General features: G+C 62.2%; 15 protein-coding genes. 8 read left to right on the forward strand and 7 right to left on the reverse strand.

Going from position 1 to position 16,755, the window contains the following annotated elements; all coding sequences use genetic code 11:
* Positions 1–178: 178 nt before the first annotated feature.
* The gene (locus tag DCO57_RS03780; RefSeq protein ID WP_165814626.1) at positions 179–826 is read left to right on the forward strand and encodes a hypothetical protein; all 648 of its coding nucleotides are present in this window, start codon (positions 179–181) and stop codon (positions 824–826) included.
* Positions 827–868: 42 nt separating this feature from the next.
* Here DCO57_RS03780 and DCO57_RS03785 read toward each other — a convergent pair whose 3' ends face one another.
* The 4 genes from DCO57_RS03785 to DCO57_RS03800 all read right to left on the reverse strand — a co-directional run bounded on the left by DCO57_RS03785 (position 869) and on the right by DCO57_RS03800 (position 5,718).
* Positions 869–1,531, reverse strand: coding sequence for a class I SAM-dependent methyltransferase (locus DCO57_RS03785; protein WP_116697523.1), 663 nt, complete (start codon positions 1,529–1,531; stop codon positions 869–871).
* A gap of 20 nt (positions 1,532–1,551) precedes the next feature.
* Positions 1,552–2,814, reverse strand: coding sequence for a DUF3419 family protein (locus tag DCO57_RS03790; protein WP_116697524.1), 1,263 nt, complete (start codon positions 2,812–2,814; stop codon positions 1,552–1,554).
* A gap of 157 nt (positions 2,815–2,971) precedes the next feature.
* On the reverse strand, positions 2,972–4,201 hold the full coding sequence (locus tag DCO57_RS03795; protein WP_116697525.1) for a L,D-transpeptidase family protein: 1,230 nt from the start codon (positions 4,199–4,201) through the stop codon (positions 2,972–2,974).
* 185 nt (positions 4,202–4,386) lie between these two features.
* On the reverse strand, positions 4,387–5,718 hold the full coding sequence (locus DCO57_RS03800) for a dihydroorotase (RefSeq protein WP_116697526.1): 1,332 nt from the start codon (positions 5,716–5,718) through the stop codon (positions 4,387–4,389).
* 163 nt (positions 5,719–5,881) lie between these two features.
* On the opposite strand from DCO57_RS03800, the gene DCO57_RS03805 reads away from it, so the two are divergent.
* From DCO57_RS03805 to DCO57_RS03830, 6 genes are all read left to right on the forward strand, one after another.
* Complete coding sequence (locus DCO57_RS03805) at positions 5,882–6,769, forward strand: folate-binding protein YgfZ (protein ID WP_116697726.1); 888 nt, start codon at positions 5,882–5,884, stop codon at positions 6,767–6,769.
* A 22-nt stretch (positions 6,770–6,791) separates the two neighbouring features.
* Positions 6,792–7,454, forward strand: coding sequence for an HD family hydrolase (locus DCO57_RS03810; protein WP_116697527.1), 663 nt, complete (start codon positions 6,792–6,794; stop codon positions 7,452–7,454).
* Positions 7,455–7,509: 55 nt separating this feature from the next.
* The gene (locus DCO57_RS03815; RefSeq protein WP_116697528.1) at positions 7,510–8,028 is read left to right on the forward strand and encodes a tyrosine phosphatase family protein; all 519 of its coding nucleotides are present in this window, start codon (positions 7,510–7,512) and stop codon (positions 8,026–8,028) included.
* Positions 8,029–8,076: 48 nt separating this feature from the next.
* On the forward strand, positions 8,077–9,060 hold the full coding sequence (locus DCO57_RS03820; protein ID WP_116697529.1) for an NAD regulator: 984 nt from the start codon (positions 8,077–8,079) through the stop codon (positions 9,058–9,060).
* A gap of 311 nt (positions 9,061–9,371) precedes the next feature.
* The gene (locus tag DCO57_RS03825; RefSeq protein WP_244287874.1) at positions 9,372–10,544 is read left to right on the forward strand and encodes a cell wall hydrolase; all 1,173 of its coding nucleotides are present in this window, start codon (positions 9,372–9,374) and stop codon (positions 10,542–10,544) included.
* 267 nt (positions 10,545–10,811) lie between these two features.
* Positions 10,812–11,405 carry a HupE/UreJ family protein gene (locus DCO57_RS03830; RefSeq protein WP_116697531.1) on the forward strand — a complete coding sequence of 198 codons (594 nt, stop codon included), beginning with the start codon at positions 10,812–10,814 and terminating at the stop codon, positions 11,403–11,405.
* Here the strand turns inward: DCO57_RS03830 and nadC are convergent, their stop codons facing one another.
* The 3 genes from nadC to nadA all read right to left on the reverse strand — a co-directional run bounded on the left by nadC (position 11,406) and on the right by nadA (position 15,069).
* The gene (gene nadC / locus DCO57_RS03835) at positions 11,406–12,269 is read right to left on the reverse strand and encodes a carboxylating nicotinate-nucleotide diphosphorylase (protein ID WP_116697532.1); all 864 of its coding nucleotides are present in this window, start codon (positions 12,267–12,269) and stop codon (positions 11,406–11,408) included.
* 13 nt (positions 12,270–12,282) lie between these two features.
* Positions 12,283–13,884: an L-aspartate oxidase gene (locus DCO57_RS03840; protein WP_116697533.1), complete on the reverse strand. Its 1,602-nt coding sequence runs from the start codon at positions 13,882–13,884 to the stop codon at positions 12,283–12,285.
* A 102-nt stretch (positions 13,885–13,986) separates the two neighbouring features.
* Positions 13,987–15,069, reverse strand: a complete 1,083-nt coding sequence (gene nadA, locus DCO57_RS03845) for a quinolinate synthase NadA (protein ID WP_116697727.1) — start codon at positions 15,067–15,069, stop codon at positions 13,987–13,989.
* A gap of 382 nt (positions 15,070–15,451) precedes the next feature.
* Here nadA and DCO57_RS03850 point away from each other — a divergent pair, with 382 nt between their 5' ends.
* On the forward strand, positions 15,452–16,687 hold the full coding sequence (locus DCO57_RS03850) for an MFS transporter (RefSeq protein ID WP_116697534.1): 1,236 nt from the start codon (positions 15,452–15,454) through the stop codon (positions 16,685–16,687).
* The last annotated feature ends 68 nt before the right edge of the window (positions 16,688–16,755 follow it).

The raw sequence follows: 16,755 nt of genomic DNA on the forward strand, positions 1-16,755 counted from the left end.
GCCCCTCGATACCGGCCCGGCGGTCTCATGACAAGAATGGAAAATTCCAATCACCCCGTTTCCACATATGCACGAATTGTTTAAGGAATGACGCCGGATCGGCCGCTTTCGAAAGGAAGCATGGGAAACCGGGTCGATCCGGGCTATGTCTGAGAGACTGAAACCGGGAGAAGGCCAAATGGCGCGATTATTCGCGGCTGCGATACTGACTGCCTGTCTTTTTCAGGGTGCGGCCCTGGCAAAGACCGTTCAGACCGAGACGATCCGTCCGGCCGCTGAAATGCCGCAGGACGTACCGTTATCGGAAGGCGGTGCCGGTACCCTGCGGGACACCGGAGCCGTCCCTGCGGACGGTTCGGACGAACCGCAAGTGCTCTACAACACCGACATGCTGCCCAGGCCGGTGGCGCGCATGCATGCGCAACTGCGGCAGGCCGCCCTCGCCGGCAGCCTGGACCGGCTGCGCATGGTCCTTGAGAGCAACGAACTTCCCCCTACCCTGTCCTTCGGCGAGATCGGCGATCCGATCGAGTTTCTCAAATCCAGCTCCGGCGACGGCGAAGGCTTCGAGATCCTGGCCATCCTTGCGGACGTCCTTGATGCCGGTTTCCTGCATGTGGATGCGGGGACGCCCCACGAAATGTATATCTGGCCGTATTTCGCCCGCTATCCGCTCTTCAATCTGACCCCGGACCAGAAGGTCGAACTCTTCCGTATCGTCACGGCCGGAGATTTCGCCGAAATGCAGGATTTCGGCGCCTGGACCTTTTACCGCGTCGGCATAGGACCGGAGGGGACGCTGCACTATTTCGTGGCAGGGGACTGACGCCAGACGCAATCGCCAAAATCAGCCGCGATGAATCGCGGCTCATCCGACCGGCTTTGGTATCAACTCCGCGTACTCCGCATAGCCACGGTAAAGATGGCGGAACGTCAGGTCCGCCTCCATTCCTTGCGAAAGACGTACGAGCTCGGCCTCCAGATCCTCGCGCGGGCTCACGTGGAAGGACTTCAGCCAGGCGAACAGGAGTGCCTTGAACCAGCGCGGCAATCTTCCCTGCTGGCCGAAATCGACCACATGGATACGCCCGTCGTCCCCAAGGCGTGCGGCACCGGCGGCCAGGGCTTCGCGCCAGACGGGGATCATCGAGAGCGTATAGGAATAGAATACCCTGTCGAAGGCGGCGACACCGAGAGGACCGGTCGCCGCCGGGTTGGCGGCATCTCCCTGGATCAGCGTGATGCGGTCGCTCAGGCCGGCACGGGCGATATTCCTCTCCGCCGTGTCCAGCATCTGCCGGGAGATATCGAGGCCGTAGAAACGGGCATCCGGATAGCGCTTCGCGGCCGCAATCAGATTGCGGCCGGTGCCGCAGCCCAGTTCCAGGACCGCTCCGCCGGAGGGCGGCGCAAGACGATCGATCAGATGGTCCCGGCCGAGCAGATAGTATTTGCGAGTCAGGTCGTAAAAGTGACGCTGACGGCGATAGACGGCATCCATCAGCCTCGCGGTTTCAACGGTTTCGGTCATTCTTCTATCCGCGACTTCCGTCAGCCATTGAACACGTAAAGATGGAAGCCGCCATAGATTGACGAGCGGTCCTGACGCCCGAGCTCCAGGCTTTCGGCTTCCTCATAGGTCCAGCGGTCCAGGATCGGGTCGGCAACCCGGCCGGGCAGCAGGGTCGGTTCGGCCGCCGTGCGGAAGATGACCCGGGCACCCGGACGCGCGGTGCGGGTGATCTCGGTCCACAGGGCGTTGAGCTGATGATCGGTCATCCAGTCCTGCGCGTCGAGCAGTACATAGGCATCGAGCGTATCGTCATCCACGCCTTGAAGATGCTCGGTGAAATTCCGGTTCAGAACCCGGACGCGGTCGGCACGCTGGCGGATCGCCTCGAAGTGATCGCGTTTCAGGTAGGGCGGCAGCGGACCGGATGGCCCGCTGGATTCACCGGCCTGCGGCGCATAACCCCGGCCGAAGGCCTGCCACGCGAAATAATTGTCCTGCATGGAGAAATCGCAGGCCAGCTTTTCCAGGCGCTCCCGAAGCACGGCGGACATATTGCCGTCCGCGTTGGCCGAGACCAGGGCGTCATATTGCGCGGGCGGAATGCCGAGCCCATAGAGCGACATTTTCTTCGATGTCGCCCAGCGCACGAGGCGCTTGTCGAAAAGTGGTGCCAGTGCCGAGTCGAAATAGCTGCGCTGCTCTTCAAGCGATCTGGTCTTGACCATGTATTTCGGATCAATACCGTAAAGGCGGGCGACCAGATGTCCGACGCCGATGCAATAGCCGAGCAGACCGTGATGGTAGAGATCGCGGGAGAACAGCGTGATGCGCTTGCGCCCCCAGTTGGCCACATCGCGGCCTTCCCAGTAAGCGACCGTATCCGCATCCAGATTGTCCTTCAGGAAACGGTTATAGGCGCCCACGTTGGCCTTCTCGTCGGCTTCGCCGAAAAACCGGTAGAAGGTTTCGTAGTTGGGAAAATATTTCGCCGCGGCCAGTTTCAGCCGTCCGAGCGCCACATGCGCCCTGTTCAGGTCAACCGCCGTGATTTCGGCCGGATTGGCGGTGAGATAGGACATGACATTGCAGCCACCGGATGCAATCGCGATCATGCGGCTTTCAGGGGTGAGCCGCAGGGCCTTCATGTCGACATCCGGATCTTCCCAGATCTGCGGATAGACCAGCCCCTTGAAGGCGAAGGTGAAAAGCCGTTCCAGAATTCCGTCGCGGGACGTGGCGTCAGAGCGGTGCACCGCATTCCTGAGCCGTTTTTTCGAAGCCGTCAGCGTGCCGTGCGCCATGAAATTCTCCCGTGTCAGCCGCGCGATGAACTGCCTTCCGATACGTCAGAGAGACGACAGTTTGGTGACGTTCCGGGAGAAACGGCCGTTTATCCGGATAATAAAAACCCCCGCCGAAGCGGGGGCTGATATTCTTGCGGTTGAACAGATGTCCGCTTCAGCGGGTGACCACGACGAAATCTGTGCCGAGGCCTGTATTGCGGGCAAAGCTGCGGTCGGTGACCGTCAGCGAGGTCCCCGGTGTCAGCATCTTCGCGAGATCCTGGGCAACCTTAGGGGACATTTCGATCCGGTCGAGCACATCGGCAGGCGCCCCGCCACGTTCGCCCTCGGCGGATACGGCGATCCATTCCACCGAGGAATCCCCCTGCCGGAAATCGAGTGCGGTGAAGACATGGGTGCCGATGTCCCGGTCGATATCCTTCACGCTGACCGGAGCCGAGTAGATGTCGCGGAACTTGCGGCGGACCCGCAGCACGGCGTTCTGCGGTTCCTCGTAGCCGGCATCCGCGTGGATGCGGGCTTCCAGAGCGGCAGTGATCCGTCCAGTGACCGGCAGATCCGCCCCTTCCTGGTACAAGCTGATGGCGGCGCGGGTCTTGCGGCCCATGACACCGTCAACGGGACCGGCGTTGAACCCCATCTGGTTGAGTAGCTCCTGCAGCACCTGGATCCGTCCCGGCTGCTTCTGCGGCGTAATGATCATGCGCAGGGGCTGGTCGAAATCCGGATTCTCCGGCAGGCCCACCGTCAGGGAGGCGTTCAGCTCCGTATCCCGGATCGCACCACGCAAGGCGGGGTCGGATGCCAGGTTGGTACTCGACAGGCTCGCCACTTCCGTAGCGGGTGCATAGGGCTGCGGCAGAACCGCGTGAGACACGCGCACGGGATCGGCGGGTTCGCGAGTCACGACGACATGCATGCCGCGATCGGTCATCTTGTAAAGCGACTGGGCAAAAGGCTTCGGCAAACGGATACAGCCGTGCGAGGCCGGATATCCGGGCAGCCGGCCGACATGCATCGCCACACCGGACCACGTCAGGCGCTGCATGAGCGGCATCGGCGCATTGTCATAGAGATTTGAAAAATGCTTGCGGCGCTTTTCCAGAATGGAAAAGACACCGGTCGGCGTACTGTGCCCGCGCTTTCCCGACGAAATCGGCGAGGTCTCGATCAGATCGAGGCCGCGATAGACCTTGATCTGCTGATCATCCAGCGAAACCAGCATGTGAAGTGGCGGCTGCGAATTCTGGATTTCATCCGTTGCCGACGCGGCATCGCGCGCCAAGGCTCCCGACAAGGCCGTGACCGACAGAAGCGCGGCGCCAGCAAGGCCCACAAGGGTGCTCGCCCGCCGTTTCCGAGTATAAAACTTATGCAACAACATTCCAGAGCTCCCCAACGAAATACTCATAAAGCTCGATTCAAACTCTAATCGTGACGTGTGTAAATCAGGTTAGGAAACAAGGTTACCCATTGGTTTCCGTACCGTTATCTACAAAGTTCCATATTATCCGGCTTTGCGCTGTTATTCACGTCACAAAATGTAAGGTTGCCCGATGCGACCCGAAATTATCCCTTCATGCCGTCCAGAAAGACAACGGCCTCCCCTTTCGCGGGATCCGTCAACTCCCCTTCCCACATGACGCGCCGGCCGCGAACGACCGTGCCGACCGGCCAACCGGTGACCTGCTTGCCGTCGTAGGGAGTCCAGCCGCATTTGGATGCAATCCATTCGTTGCGAATGGTTTCCTTGCGCTTGAGATCGACAACGGTGAAATCCGCATCGTAACCGAGGGCGATGCGGCCCTTGCGGGCGGTCTGGAACAGACGGGCCGGGCCGGCGCTGGTCATGTCGACAAAGCGCGCAAGCGTGAGGCGTCCGGCATTGACGTGGTCCAGCATGATGGGAACAAGCGTCTGCACGCCGGTCATGCCCGAGGGCGACGCCGGATAGGGCTTGCGTTTTTCCTCCAGCAGGTGCGGGGCGTGATCGGACCCGAATATATCCAGCAGGCCCTGCTGCAGCCCCCACCAGAGGCGTTCCGCGTGACGCGGGGCACGCACCGGCGGGTTCATCTGCACCAGCGTCCCGAGACGGTGGTAGGCCTCGTCGGTCAGGGTCAGGTGATGCGGCGTGACCTCGATGGAGGCAACATCCTTGTAGTCGATCAGGAAATCAACTTCCTCGGCTGTCGACAGATGCAGGATATGGATTTTGGCGCCAGTCTCCCGGGCAATGGTAACCAGCCGCTGCGTGCATTTCAGCGCGGCGATCTCGTCACGCCACACGGGGTGGGACGCCGGATCGTTCTCGACCCGCTCGCCCATGCGCTCGCGAAGACGGAACTCGTCCTCCGAGTGAAAGGCGGCCCGGCGGCGCGTGACGGACAGGATATCCCGCACGCCCTGATCGTCTTCCACCAGCAGGTCGCCCGTGGACGATCCCATGAACACCTTGATGCCGGCCGCGCCCGGAAGGCGCTCGAGTTCGGGAATGTCGGCAACATTCTCCCGCGTGCCGCCGACCCAGAAGGCAAAGTCGCAATGCATGCGGTGATGCCCGCGCCGGACCTTGTCGGCCAGCGCCGCCTCGGTGACCGTCAGCGGATTGGTATTCGGCATTTCGAAAACGGCGGTCACACCGCCCATGACCGCGGACCGGGAGCCGGATTCCAGATCTTCCTTGTGATCGAGACCCGGTTCACGAAAATGAACCTGGGTGTCCATGACGCCGGGCAGGACATGCAGCCCCGTGCAATCGATCACTTCGCCGGCTGATGCCGCGTCGAAGGATCCGATCCCGGCAATACGCCCGTTCCTGACCGCCACATCGCGACAGCCTTCGCCATCCTGATTGACAACGGTTCCACCCTTCAGGATCAGGTCATAGGTCGCGCTCATGGGGCCCTCCGGCATGTATCTCGGCTCAGTCGTCTCGGGTTCACCGGGCTTATACGCGGCCCCCGTGAAAAGAACCAGAGAGCGCATGACAATTCCAATTCTTGTCCTATGAGGGCAAAGTGCCTATCTGCACTTTCAGAATCCCGCACTCATGTTCCAAGGAATGCCTGTGTCATCTCCTGCCTTCACGCTTCTGACCGACCGCGCCCTGATCCGGCTTTCCGGCTCCGACACGCATCATTTCCTGCAAAACCTGGTGACGGCGGACATGGAAGCCGTCGACCGCACGGGGGCTGGTTCGGCGGCGCTTCTCACGCCCCAGGGGAAGATCCAGTTCGATTTCCTGATCTACAAGGCCGCAGACGCCTATCTGCTCGACGTGCCCGCCGCGGCTGCGGCCGACCTCCTGAAGCGCCTCACCTTCTACCGGCTGCGTGCGAAGGTTGAGCTGGAGCCGCTGTCGGCGGAAACGGGAGTCTTCGCCCTGGGTGAAGGCGGTAGCGAAATGCCCGACGCGCTGCTGACCGTCACCGACCCGCGCCTGCCCGCTCTCGGACGGCGGTCGGTTGCCGCCGCTTCTGCGGACCTGCCGGCGGCGCAGGAAGGCCTGGCTGCCTACGACGCTCACCGCATAAGCCTCGGAGTGCCGGAAGGGCTGAAAGACTACGCCTATTCGGACATCTTTCCCCACGATGCGGATCTCGACCAGCTGAACGGTGTCTCCTTCAGGAAGGGATGTTTTGTCGGACAGGAAGTTGTTTCGCGCGTACAGCACCGCGGCACCGCCCGAAAGCGGTTCCTGCCGGTGGAGAGCGACGGCGCCCTGCCCCCCATGGGCGCAAGTGTCACCGCCGGCGGCAAGAGTGTTGGCACCCTCGGCTCCAGTGCGAAGGTCGAGGGAAAGACCATTGCCCTGGCCTTGCTGCGTCTTGACAAGGTTGCCCAAGCCAAGGAGAACGACATCCCTCTTCAATGCGGTGATGCGGTCCTTCAGGCAAGTCTCCCCGACTGGGCGACATTCGACTGGCCGGAGCCCACCACCGCGGACTGAACCGCGTGACATACGAGGACCGATGCCCTCCGCCCCGACCGATCAGCCGCCCCGCGCATGGCAGCGCATGTTGTCCGGCAGGCGCCTCAACCTGCTGGACCCCTCGCCGCTGGATGTGGAAATTTCCGACATCGCCCACGGCCTGGCGCGGGTGGCACGCTGGAACGGCCAGACCTACGGTGACCATGCCTTTTCCGTCGCCGAACATTCGCTGATCGTGGAAGACATCGCGGTGATGCTGAAGCCGGACCTGCCGCCGCACTGGCGCCAGGCCGTGCTGCTGCACGATGCGCCGGAATATGTGATCGGTGACATGATCTCACCGTTCAAGGCCGTCATCGGCGAAGCCTACAAGGGCGTCGAGGCGCGCCTGCAGGCAGCCATCCACCTGCGGTTCGGCCTGCCTGCGGAAATTCCCCAGGCCGTGAAGAAACTGGCGAAACGGGCCGACATCATCTGCGCCTATTTCGAGGCGGTGGAGCTTGCCGGTTTCGATGAAAGGGAAGCGGCCAAGATCTTCGGCAAACCGCGCGGGTTCCCGCTGAACAGCGACGGTCGGCTGCACTACGGGCTGCAGCCTCTACCGGTTGCCAGGGCGCAGGAGATGTTCATGAAGCGTTTCGACGAGATAGAGGCCCTGCGCGAAGCTGGGAACAAACGGGAAAGCCGGTCTGCCAGCAGGTGACCTTGGCAGCGAATGGCCCTAGTTTATCCGTGACAACGATCAATCCGGTTCTGCCATGCTGCATGTGTGCTCTCTTTCGAAACTTCCCGAAACCATCGCGGCGACCGGTGCAAGGTCTCTTGTCACCCTGATCAATGCCGAAATGGATGTGCCCACGCCGGCAGGTATTGCGCCGGAGCGGCACCTCTTCCTGACCTTCAACGATATTGTCACCCCGGTGGACGGACTGGTTCCGGCCAGCGAACAGCATATCAGCGAATTCGTTGCCTTCATCCGGGCGTGGGACAGGCGCGCTCCTCTCGTCATTCACTGCTGGGCCGGCATCAGCCGGTCGACGGCGGGCGCCTATGTCGCGGCCTGCGCGCTCAGACCGGAGGCCAGCGAACACCGTCTGGCCGCCCTGCTGCGCGAGCGCTCCCCTTCCGCGACTCCCAATGCGCGCATCGTCGCGATGGGTGACAGGCTGCTGGGGCGGGAAGGCCGCATGATCGATGCAATCCGCGGCATCGGCCGCGGCGCCAACGCCTTCGAAGGCACACCATTCATGATGCCGCTAGATGATCAGTCCGTTTGATCGGACAGCCTGTATTATTATTGATTGACCAGGACACCGGGAGAAACCATGCCGCACAGGCAAGCCAGCATCGAGATCGGACTGAACGCTGTCATCGTTTCCGTCGCCGACGGCATGCCGCAGATCGTTCACGTCAACGATGCGCAGGACAATTCTCTCGACAGCCTGCCTTTCGGCCCCTTCGATCCCATCCACCACAGAACCTTCGAGATCGGCCTGCGTTCCTGGGTGGAAAACCAGACCGCGCTGCGCCTGGGCTATGTGGAACAGCTTTACACCTTCGGCGATCGCGGCCGCCACAGACTGTCCGGTGACGAGGGGCCGCATGTGGTGTCGGTCGGCTATCTGGCGCTGACACGGCAAACCCAGGGCTCGGAAAGCATGCTTGCCCGGCACAATTCCGCCTGGCGTTCCTGGTATGACTATTTTCCCTGGGAAGACTGGCGCGCCGGCCGTCCCGCTCTCCTGGACGGCGAAATCCTGCCTGCGCTCGACACCTGGGCACGCAATCCGCCCAGCGCCGGGGAAGCGCCCAAGCCCCTCAGCCGCAGCGAGCGCATCCGCCTTGCCTTCGGGACCGGCAGCACGAGCTGGGACGAGGAGCGCGCGCTGGAACGCTACGAGCTTCTTTATGAGGCCGGGCTTCTGCTGGAGGCCCGGCAGGACGGACGGCCCGCAGCACTTGCGCGCGAAACGCTGCCGTTTCTGGGGGCCGCAATGCGCTTCGATCACCGCCGGGTGCTGGCCACCGCCATTTCCCGGCTGCGCGGCAAGCTGAAATACAGGCCGGTTATCTTCGAACTTATGCCGGAAACCTTTACCCTGACGGAGCTGCAGAATTCCGTCGAAGCCATTTCCGGGCGGCATCTGCACAAGCAGAATTTCCGCCGTCTGGTGGAGAATGCGGATCTGGTGGAGCCGACCGGCGCAACCTCCACGGCGACCGGAGGGCGGCCGGCGGCCCTGTTCCGTTTCCGCCACCAGCTGATGAGCGAGCGCCCCGCCCCCGGCTTGCGAGTCGGCGGCCGCTAGGAGTCCCATTTCGGACCGATTTTTCCTTGTCATGGTCATAACTACTTAAGGCTATTAACCATATTTCCTTCAGCGAAGCGAAAACTTCCACCAATTTCCGCGAATTCTTCGCTCATTAACGCTCTTTCAAGGTTAAGCGGACATCTTCAATTTCAGTGCTGCCGTTAACCCGGTGCCAGCACCGGTCATCCGGCGTTTCGGGATGATGTGTATCGAGTTGGAGTTGGCTGCGTATGTCTGGCCCTAGGTCCCGCAACAAAGAGCGGTTTTCTCATAAAGTGACACAAGAATACGGCCCGGTCCGAGCGCGTATGCGCCGGCTCAAACGCGTGCTTGTTGCCTGTCCCCTGGTCTATGTGGCCCTGGGCGGCAGTGTCGGCCAGCAGGACATTTTTGCTCTTGTCAATGCGCGCGAGACTGAGACGCCGCGCTGGATGATGGCGCTTGAACCGGCGAATTTCACTTCAAAGATCACTCCGCAACTGGCGCTGGGGACCACGCCACCGCCAAGCCTGGCCAGCACACCGATGCTGACCCTGACGTCCGCCGACAAGGGATTCGAGACCAGGCCGCTCTATGGCCTTGAGGATGTGGCCGAAAGCGTGCGGCCGACAGAATTGCCGGACAAGATCACCACCAACAAGACCAGCAAGGGCGACCGTCTGATCACGGTGGCACCGGACTGGGAGACCGTCGACATGGCTTCCGGCAATATCTACGCCATGGCGAGCATGATCTCGACCGAGAAGAAGCACGAGGATCTTCCCCGCGTTTCCTTCGTCAAGGCCCAGCCGCTGAATTCCAGGGAGACGGATTCCCTCCTTGCCAAGGCCAAGAAGGACGGCCTGCTTGAGGACGGTCCGCTCGACCTGCAAAAGGTGATGATGGCGCGCAACGCCGCCGCCGCCAGTTTCTCGCTCGTCTCCGCCTATGCGCCTGAAAGCGTTCGGGAAACGAAAGAGCCGTTCAATGCGCTGTTCGGCTCGGCGAAATACGAACAGGAGTTGCCGCCGCCGGAGGACCCTGAAAACCCGCACTGGTGGGCGCAAAAGCCCCTGCCCCTCTCGGTCAGCGAGAAGAAGGAGCAGCGCTGCCTCGCGGAAGCCATCTACTTCGAAGCCCGCGGCGAAAGCGAAGAAGGTCAGGTTGCCGTTGCCCAGGTGGTGCTGAACCGGGTGAAGAACCCGGCCTATCCCGGGTCCATCTGCGGCGTCGTCTACCAGAACCGCCACAAGCGCAACCGCTGCCAGTTCTCCTTCGCCTGCGACGGCATCAAGGACCGGATTTCCAGCCCTGTGGCGTGGAAAACCGCGCAGCGGCTGGCAAGGGAAGTTCTGGACGGCAAGCAGTATCTGAAGATGGTCGACGCCTCGACCCACTATCATGCCACCTATGTGAAGCCGCGCTGGGCGAAGTCCATGGCCAAGCGAGGCCAGGTCGGCCAGCACATCTTCTACAAGACCCTTGCGGGCGGCTGGAACTAGTGCATCTCGCGTTGATTTGAATTCAGGAAACCCCCGGACGCATTTGCGATGCAAACGCTGCCCTCGGCGTCTTTCAGCAGCCATGAATCCGTTTAAACGCGACACGTTTCGGATCCCGACGCGTCTTCCCCGATCCCTCCGGACTTGACCATCGACATAATTCACATGCTGTCCGGAATCGGGCATGGTGCGGACGTGTTTCAGAGAAACGCATGAACGGCGTGACCCATACCGGGGCGCCGGAGTGACCAACCGAAGGATCGTTTCATGATATTCCGCATAATTCTGGCGGCCGCCATCGGCCTTTTCGCCGCGTCTCCTGCCCTCGCACACCTGGACCCGTCCGAACACGGGTCCTTTGCCGCCGGTTTCACCCACCCGGTTTTCGGCACGGACCATGTTCTGGCAATGATCGCCGTCGGTCTGTGGGCGGCCCTGCTGGGTGGCCGCGCGATCTGGACGCTGCCAAGCGCTTTTGTCGGCGCCATGATCGCCGGATTCGCGCTGTCGCTCGCCGGTCTGCCGCTGCCCTCCGTGGAGCCGGTCATTCTGACGTCCGTGATCGTGCTCGGCGTGGCGGTCGCTCTGGCCGTGCAGCTGCCGCTCGGAGCATCGGCTGCCCTGGTCGCGACGTTCGGCCTCTGCCATGGCTACGCCCATGGCGGTGAGATGGGTGCGGCAGGTGTGCTCGGCTATGCCGCCGGCTTCGTTCTCGCCACGGTCCTGCTCCATGCCGCCGGCCTGCTGATCGGCTACGGGGCCAATATCGCCACCCGCAACGATCCGGCCGCGGCCACACGCATCATCCGCGGCATCGGCGCGCTGACGGCCCTGGGCGGGCTGTATCTGACCGCAGCCTGATCAGGAAATTTCGATATCCAGCCCGAGATCGAGAACCGGAGCCGAATGAGTGATCCAGCCTGAGGAAATCAGGTCTACTCCGGCTTCGGCGACAGCCTTGACCGTGTCGAGCTCGATCCCACCGGATGCTTCCAGAAGCACCTTGCCGCCCGTGATGTCCACGGCTTTCCTGAGGATCTCGGGCGGCATGTTGTCGAGCATGACCACATCCGGCCCGGCCGCCAGCGCTTCGTGAAGCTGCTCCAGCGTGTCGACCTCCACCTCGATCTTCACAAGATGCCCGGCGAATGCCTTCGCCGCCTCGACGGCCCTGGCGACTCCCCCGGCCACGGCGATGTGGTTGTCCTTGATCAGGATCGCGTCATCCAGACCGAAGCGGTGGTTCGCGCCGCCCCCGCATCTGACCGCATATTTCTCGAACGCCCGCAGTCCGGGGGTCGTCTTGCGGGTGCACACGATATCGGCTTTCGTATGTGCGATCAGATCGGCAAAGCGGGATGTCGCCGTCGCGATGCCGGACAGATGGCCGAGGTAGTTCAGTGCCACGCGTTCGGCCGACAGCAGCGCCCGTGCAGGGCCTTCGATGCGGGCGACCACATCCTTCGCCGCAAGCCGGTCGCCATCCTCCCTGACCGGCTCGAAACGCAGCGCGGCATCCGTCTGCCGGAAAGCGCTTTGCGCGAATCCGAGCCCGGCCAGAACGCCGGGCTTGCGGGCGGCAATCACCGCCGTCGCCCGGGCGCCGGGCGGCAGCGTCGCCTGGCTGGTCACGTCTCCGGCCCGGCCCCAGTCCTCGAACAGGGCAGCCTTGACCGCATCGTCGATCATCAGTTGCGGCAATTGCGGCAGGTTTTTCCAGGTCATGACGCCTCTTTGCTCAAGCCGTTTCCAGAGCCTCGGCGGTGATCGCCTCGACCTCCTGCAAAGTGGTGTAGGACCGTCTGGCCAGAGAGGGATCTTCCGCAGGGTAGTCGTTGCGATAATGTCCGCCCCGGCTTTCCCGGCGCTTGAGGGCCGCGGCCGCGATGATCTTGCCCGTCACCATCATGTTCCTGATGGACTGGCGCACGCAGATCTTTTCCATGTTCGAAATCTCTTCCAGGGCAGATTTCAGGCCGTCCTCGTCCCGCAGGACCCCGACATTTCTGGACAATGTGGTGCGCAGGACCGTGATGGCCTCGCGTTCTTCCATGTTGCGCTGGCTGGGAAGACCCGGCTCGTCATCCATCTCGTTCCAGTAGGCGCTGCGCGGTGTCGGCATGAGCCCCTGGATATCCTCGGCGATGCGCGCCGCGAAGACAACCGCTTCCAGAAGGGAGTTGGAGGCCAGACGGTTCGCCCCATGCGCACCGGTGGAGGCCACTTCCCCGGCCGCCCACAGACCGTCGAGGGAGGTGCGGCCGTTCGCATCCGTCAGAACGCCGCCCATGTGATAGTGCTCGGCGGGCGCGACCGGAAGCAGATCCCTGGCCGGATCGATGCCGGCGGCCATCGCCGCGGCAAAAACGGTCGGGAAATCGTCCTTGAACTTCGCCCCGATGGCCTGGCGGCAATCCAGGAACGCACCGCGGCCTTCGGCGATTTCCTTGTGGATGGCGCGGGCGACGATGTCGCGCGGGGCCAGCTCCAGATCCGGATGCACGCCTTGCATGAAGCGGTCGCCGGCCTTGTTGACCAGCGTCGCACCTTCTCCGCGCAAGGCCTCCGTGGCAAGCGGGGCCGGATCCTTGCCGACATCCAGAGCTGTCGGGTGGAACTGGACGAATTCGGCATCGGCGATCACCGCTCCGGCGCGCGCCGCCATGGCGAGGCCGTGGCCATTGGCTTCATGCGGATTGGTCGTCAGCCCGAAGAGATGACCGATGCCGCCGGAGGCGAGAACGACGGCCTTGGCCGGAAAGACAAGGCGTTCGATGCCGCCGCGCTTGCGTGCCAGCACGCCGGTGACGAAGCGGCCTTCGCCGAGAAAGCTCTCGCCGATATAGCCTTCCAGAATACGGATGGACGGGGTCTTGCGAACGGCAGTGATGAGCGCATCCATGATCGCCCTGCCGGCCATGTCGCCACGCACGCGCACCACGCGGCTGCGGGAATGGGCCGCCTCGCGGGAGAATTTCAGCCGCCCCTCGAGGTCCTGATCGAAAGGCACCCCGTAGGAAAGCAGGTCGTGGACGCGGGCGCTGCCTTCGCGGGTCATCTGCTCGACGATCTTATCCTCGCAGATGCCGCAACCGGCCGCCAGCGTATCGTCGCGATGCTTTTCGACCGAATCCTGTTCGGAAATGGCGGCGGCGATCCCGCCCTGTGCCCAGGCTGAAGACGCGCCCTCGCCGATCGATGCGTTGGTGATGACGGTCACCGGGCGCGGACTGAGCTTCAGCGCGCAGAACAGGCCCGCGAGGCCGCCTCCAAGAATGACGACATCATCCACATCCTTGCCCAGGTGGGCAGGTGCAAAATCCTCTAGCGACATGGCCATGGGTACTTCCTGGAAACAGAATGGGCTTTGCCCGAAAGACTTCCGGGCCAGGCTGTCGCCCGGCCCGGAAGAGATCACTCTTGCTGTTTAGGCCAACCGGGATCAGATTTTCAAGTTGATCATCCGCTCGACGGCGGTGCGGGCCCTTACCGCAATGGCCGGATCGACGAAAACTTCCTCTTTCATCTCTACCAGCGCATCGAGAATCTTGTCCAGGGTGATCCGCTTCATGTGCGGGCACAGATTGCAGGGACGGATGTAGTCGACACCCGGCGTCTCGCTGGCGACGTTGTCGGCCATGGAGCATTCGGTGACCATCATCACCTTTTCCGGCCTCCGGGTCTTCACCCAGTCGATCATATGTGCGGTGGAACCGGCAAAGTCGGCTTCCGCGACCACCTCGGGCGGGCACTCGGGATGTGCGATGATCTTCACGTCCGGTTCAATCTTGCGGTAATCGCGCAGTTCCTGCGCCGTGAAGCGCTCATGCACCTCGCAGGCGCCGTCCCAGACCAGCACTTCCACATCGGTCTTGTTGCCCACATTGGCGGCCAGATATTTGTCCGGAACCAGGAAGACCCTGTCGACCCCGAAGCTTTCCACGACCTGCAAGGCATTGGACGAGGTGCAGCAGATGTCGCATTCCGCCTTTACCTCGGCGGAGGTGTTGACATAGGTGATGATCGGGACGCCGGGATTGCGCTCACGCAGGGCGCGCACGTCGGCCCCGGTGATGGATTCCGCCAGCGAGCAGCCCGCCCGCATGTCCGGAATGAGCACCGTTTTTTCCGGACTGAGGATCTTGGAGGTTTCCGCCATGAAGTGCACGCCGCACTGGACGATCACATCGGCGTCCGTCCGCGTCGCCTCGATGGCAAGCTGCAGGCTGTCGCCGACGATGTCGGCCACACCGTGATAGATGTCCGGCGTCATGTAGTTATGCGCCAGAATGACCGCATTGCGTTCCTTCTTGAGCGTATTGATCGCGTGAATGGTCGGCGCCAGGGCCGGCCATTCGATCGCCGGGATGATATGTTTGACTTTTTCGTAGATCGGCGCGGTTGCTTCCGCAACTTCGGGCGTATAGCGCAGGTCCGGACGGTTCAGTCTGCCGAACCGGTCCAGGGCGGTCAGCCCATTTGCGATCGGTGCGCCATCGGGTACGGATGTCTGGGCAATGGTCATGACGACCTCCCTCATGTTTGCAGGCAGGAACCGGGGTTCGCTCGCCCGCGCCGCTATTATACTCAGTTTGAGCATATTAGATGCAAAAGAAAACGGGCTCACAGGCCCACACCCTTTTGCTCTTTCAGAGCTTATATAATGGGCGCACGGCTAAAAATCCATCACTTTCCTGACAAATCGAGTCGATACTTATTTCTCCCTTTATTTACAGTAACTTAATTTAGGGGTCATCGCATGTTTCCTAGGCGGCTAATCGACTGCGACCGTGATGGAAACAGCAAAAACAATCATTCCATTCATTGATCCATCGATCAAAATTAGGCGTTTGGCGAAGCGTCGCTGTCCGCGTATCCTATCGTAAATTGACGATGGGACTCTCTTGATGACTGCTGCAGAAACACCCGCACGCGCGGGTCCGAACATCCCGCTCATCATCGCCTGCGGCTGTCTGATCGCGCTGATATCCTTTGGTCCACGTTCCGCGATGGGCCTGTTTTTCCAGCCCATGACCGAGGCCCGGGACTGGAGCCGCGAGCTGTTCGCCTTCGCGCTTGCCGTCCAGAACCTGCTTTGGGGCATCGGCCAGCCGATCGCCGGCATGATGTCCGACCGCTTCGGCACCTGGAAAACGATGACCGTCGGCGCCGCTCTCTATGCTGCCGGCCTCATACTGATGATCGACGCCGAAAGCGCCGTGGCGCTGAATGTGTCGGCGGGCGTGCTCATCGGACTCGGCATCGCCTTTTCGTCGTTTTCTCTGGTCCTGGCGGCTTTCGGGCGGGCCGTAACGCCGGCGCAGAGGTCGCTTGCCTTCGGTATCGGAACCGCGTCGGGCTCTCTCGGCCAGTTCCTGTTCGCCCCGCTGGGTGGCGCACTGATTGCCAATATCGGCTGGCAGGACACGCTGATCGTGTTCACCGGACTCGTGGCCGTGATCCCGTTTCTCGCCGTCGCGCTCAAAGGCAAGTCGGAACCGCCCTCGGACAGCAATCCGGCGAACAATCAGAAACTGATGTCAGCCATGGCAGAGGCCTTCGGCACCCGCGGCTTCATTCTGCTGACCTTCGGTTTCTTCGTCTGCGGCTTTCACGTCGCCTTCATCACCGTCCACCTGCCGCCCTATATCGCCGACCTGGGCCTCGATCCGGCATGGGGCGCGACGGCCATTGCGCTTATTGGTCTGTGCAATGTCGCCGGCTCGCTGATTGCGGGCTATATCGGCGGCCGCTATTCCAAACCGCTGCTCCTGTCGGCGATCTATCTCAGCCGGTCCGTCGCGATTTTCGCCTTCATCATGCTGCCTGTTTCCCCCTTCTCCGTGCTGGTCTTTGCAGGCGTCATGGGGGTGTTGTGGCTGTCCACCGTGCCGCCGACATCCGGCCTGGTCGCCGTCATGTTCGGGCCGCGCTACATGGCAACGCTCTTCGGGTTCGTCTTCCTCTCCCACCAGATCGGCGCCTTCCTGGGGGTCTGGCTGGGCGGCAAGCTCTATGACGAAACCGGGTCCTATGACGGCATCTGGTGGCTGGGCATCGCCCTCGGTATCTTCGCGGCGATCGTTCACTGGCCGATCGAGGAAAAACCGGTGGCAAGACTGATGCAGCAGGCGGCCGAATAACAGCGGCCGCCAACCGGAGCCTCGCCAGAGGCTTCCGGACGTATCCGATGTGCGAAATACGCTTCGGT

The sequence above is a fragment of the Labrenzia sp. 011 genome (genome assembly GCF_003075075.1).
GTDB lineage: Bacteria > Pseudomonadota > Alphaproteobacteria > Rhizobiales > Stappiaceae > Roseibium.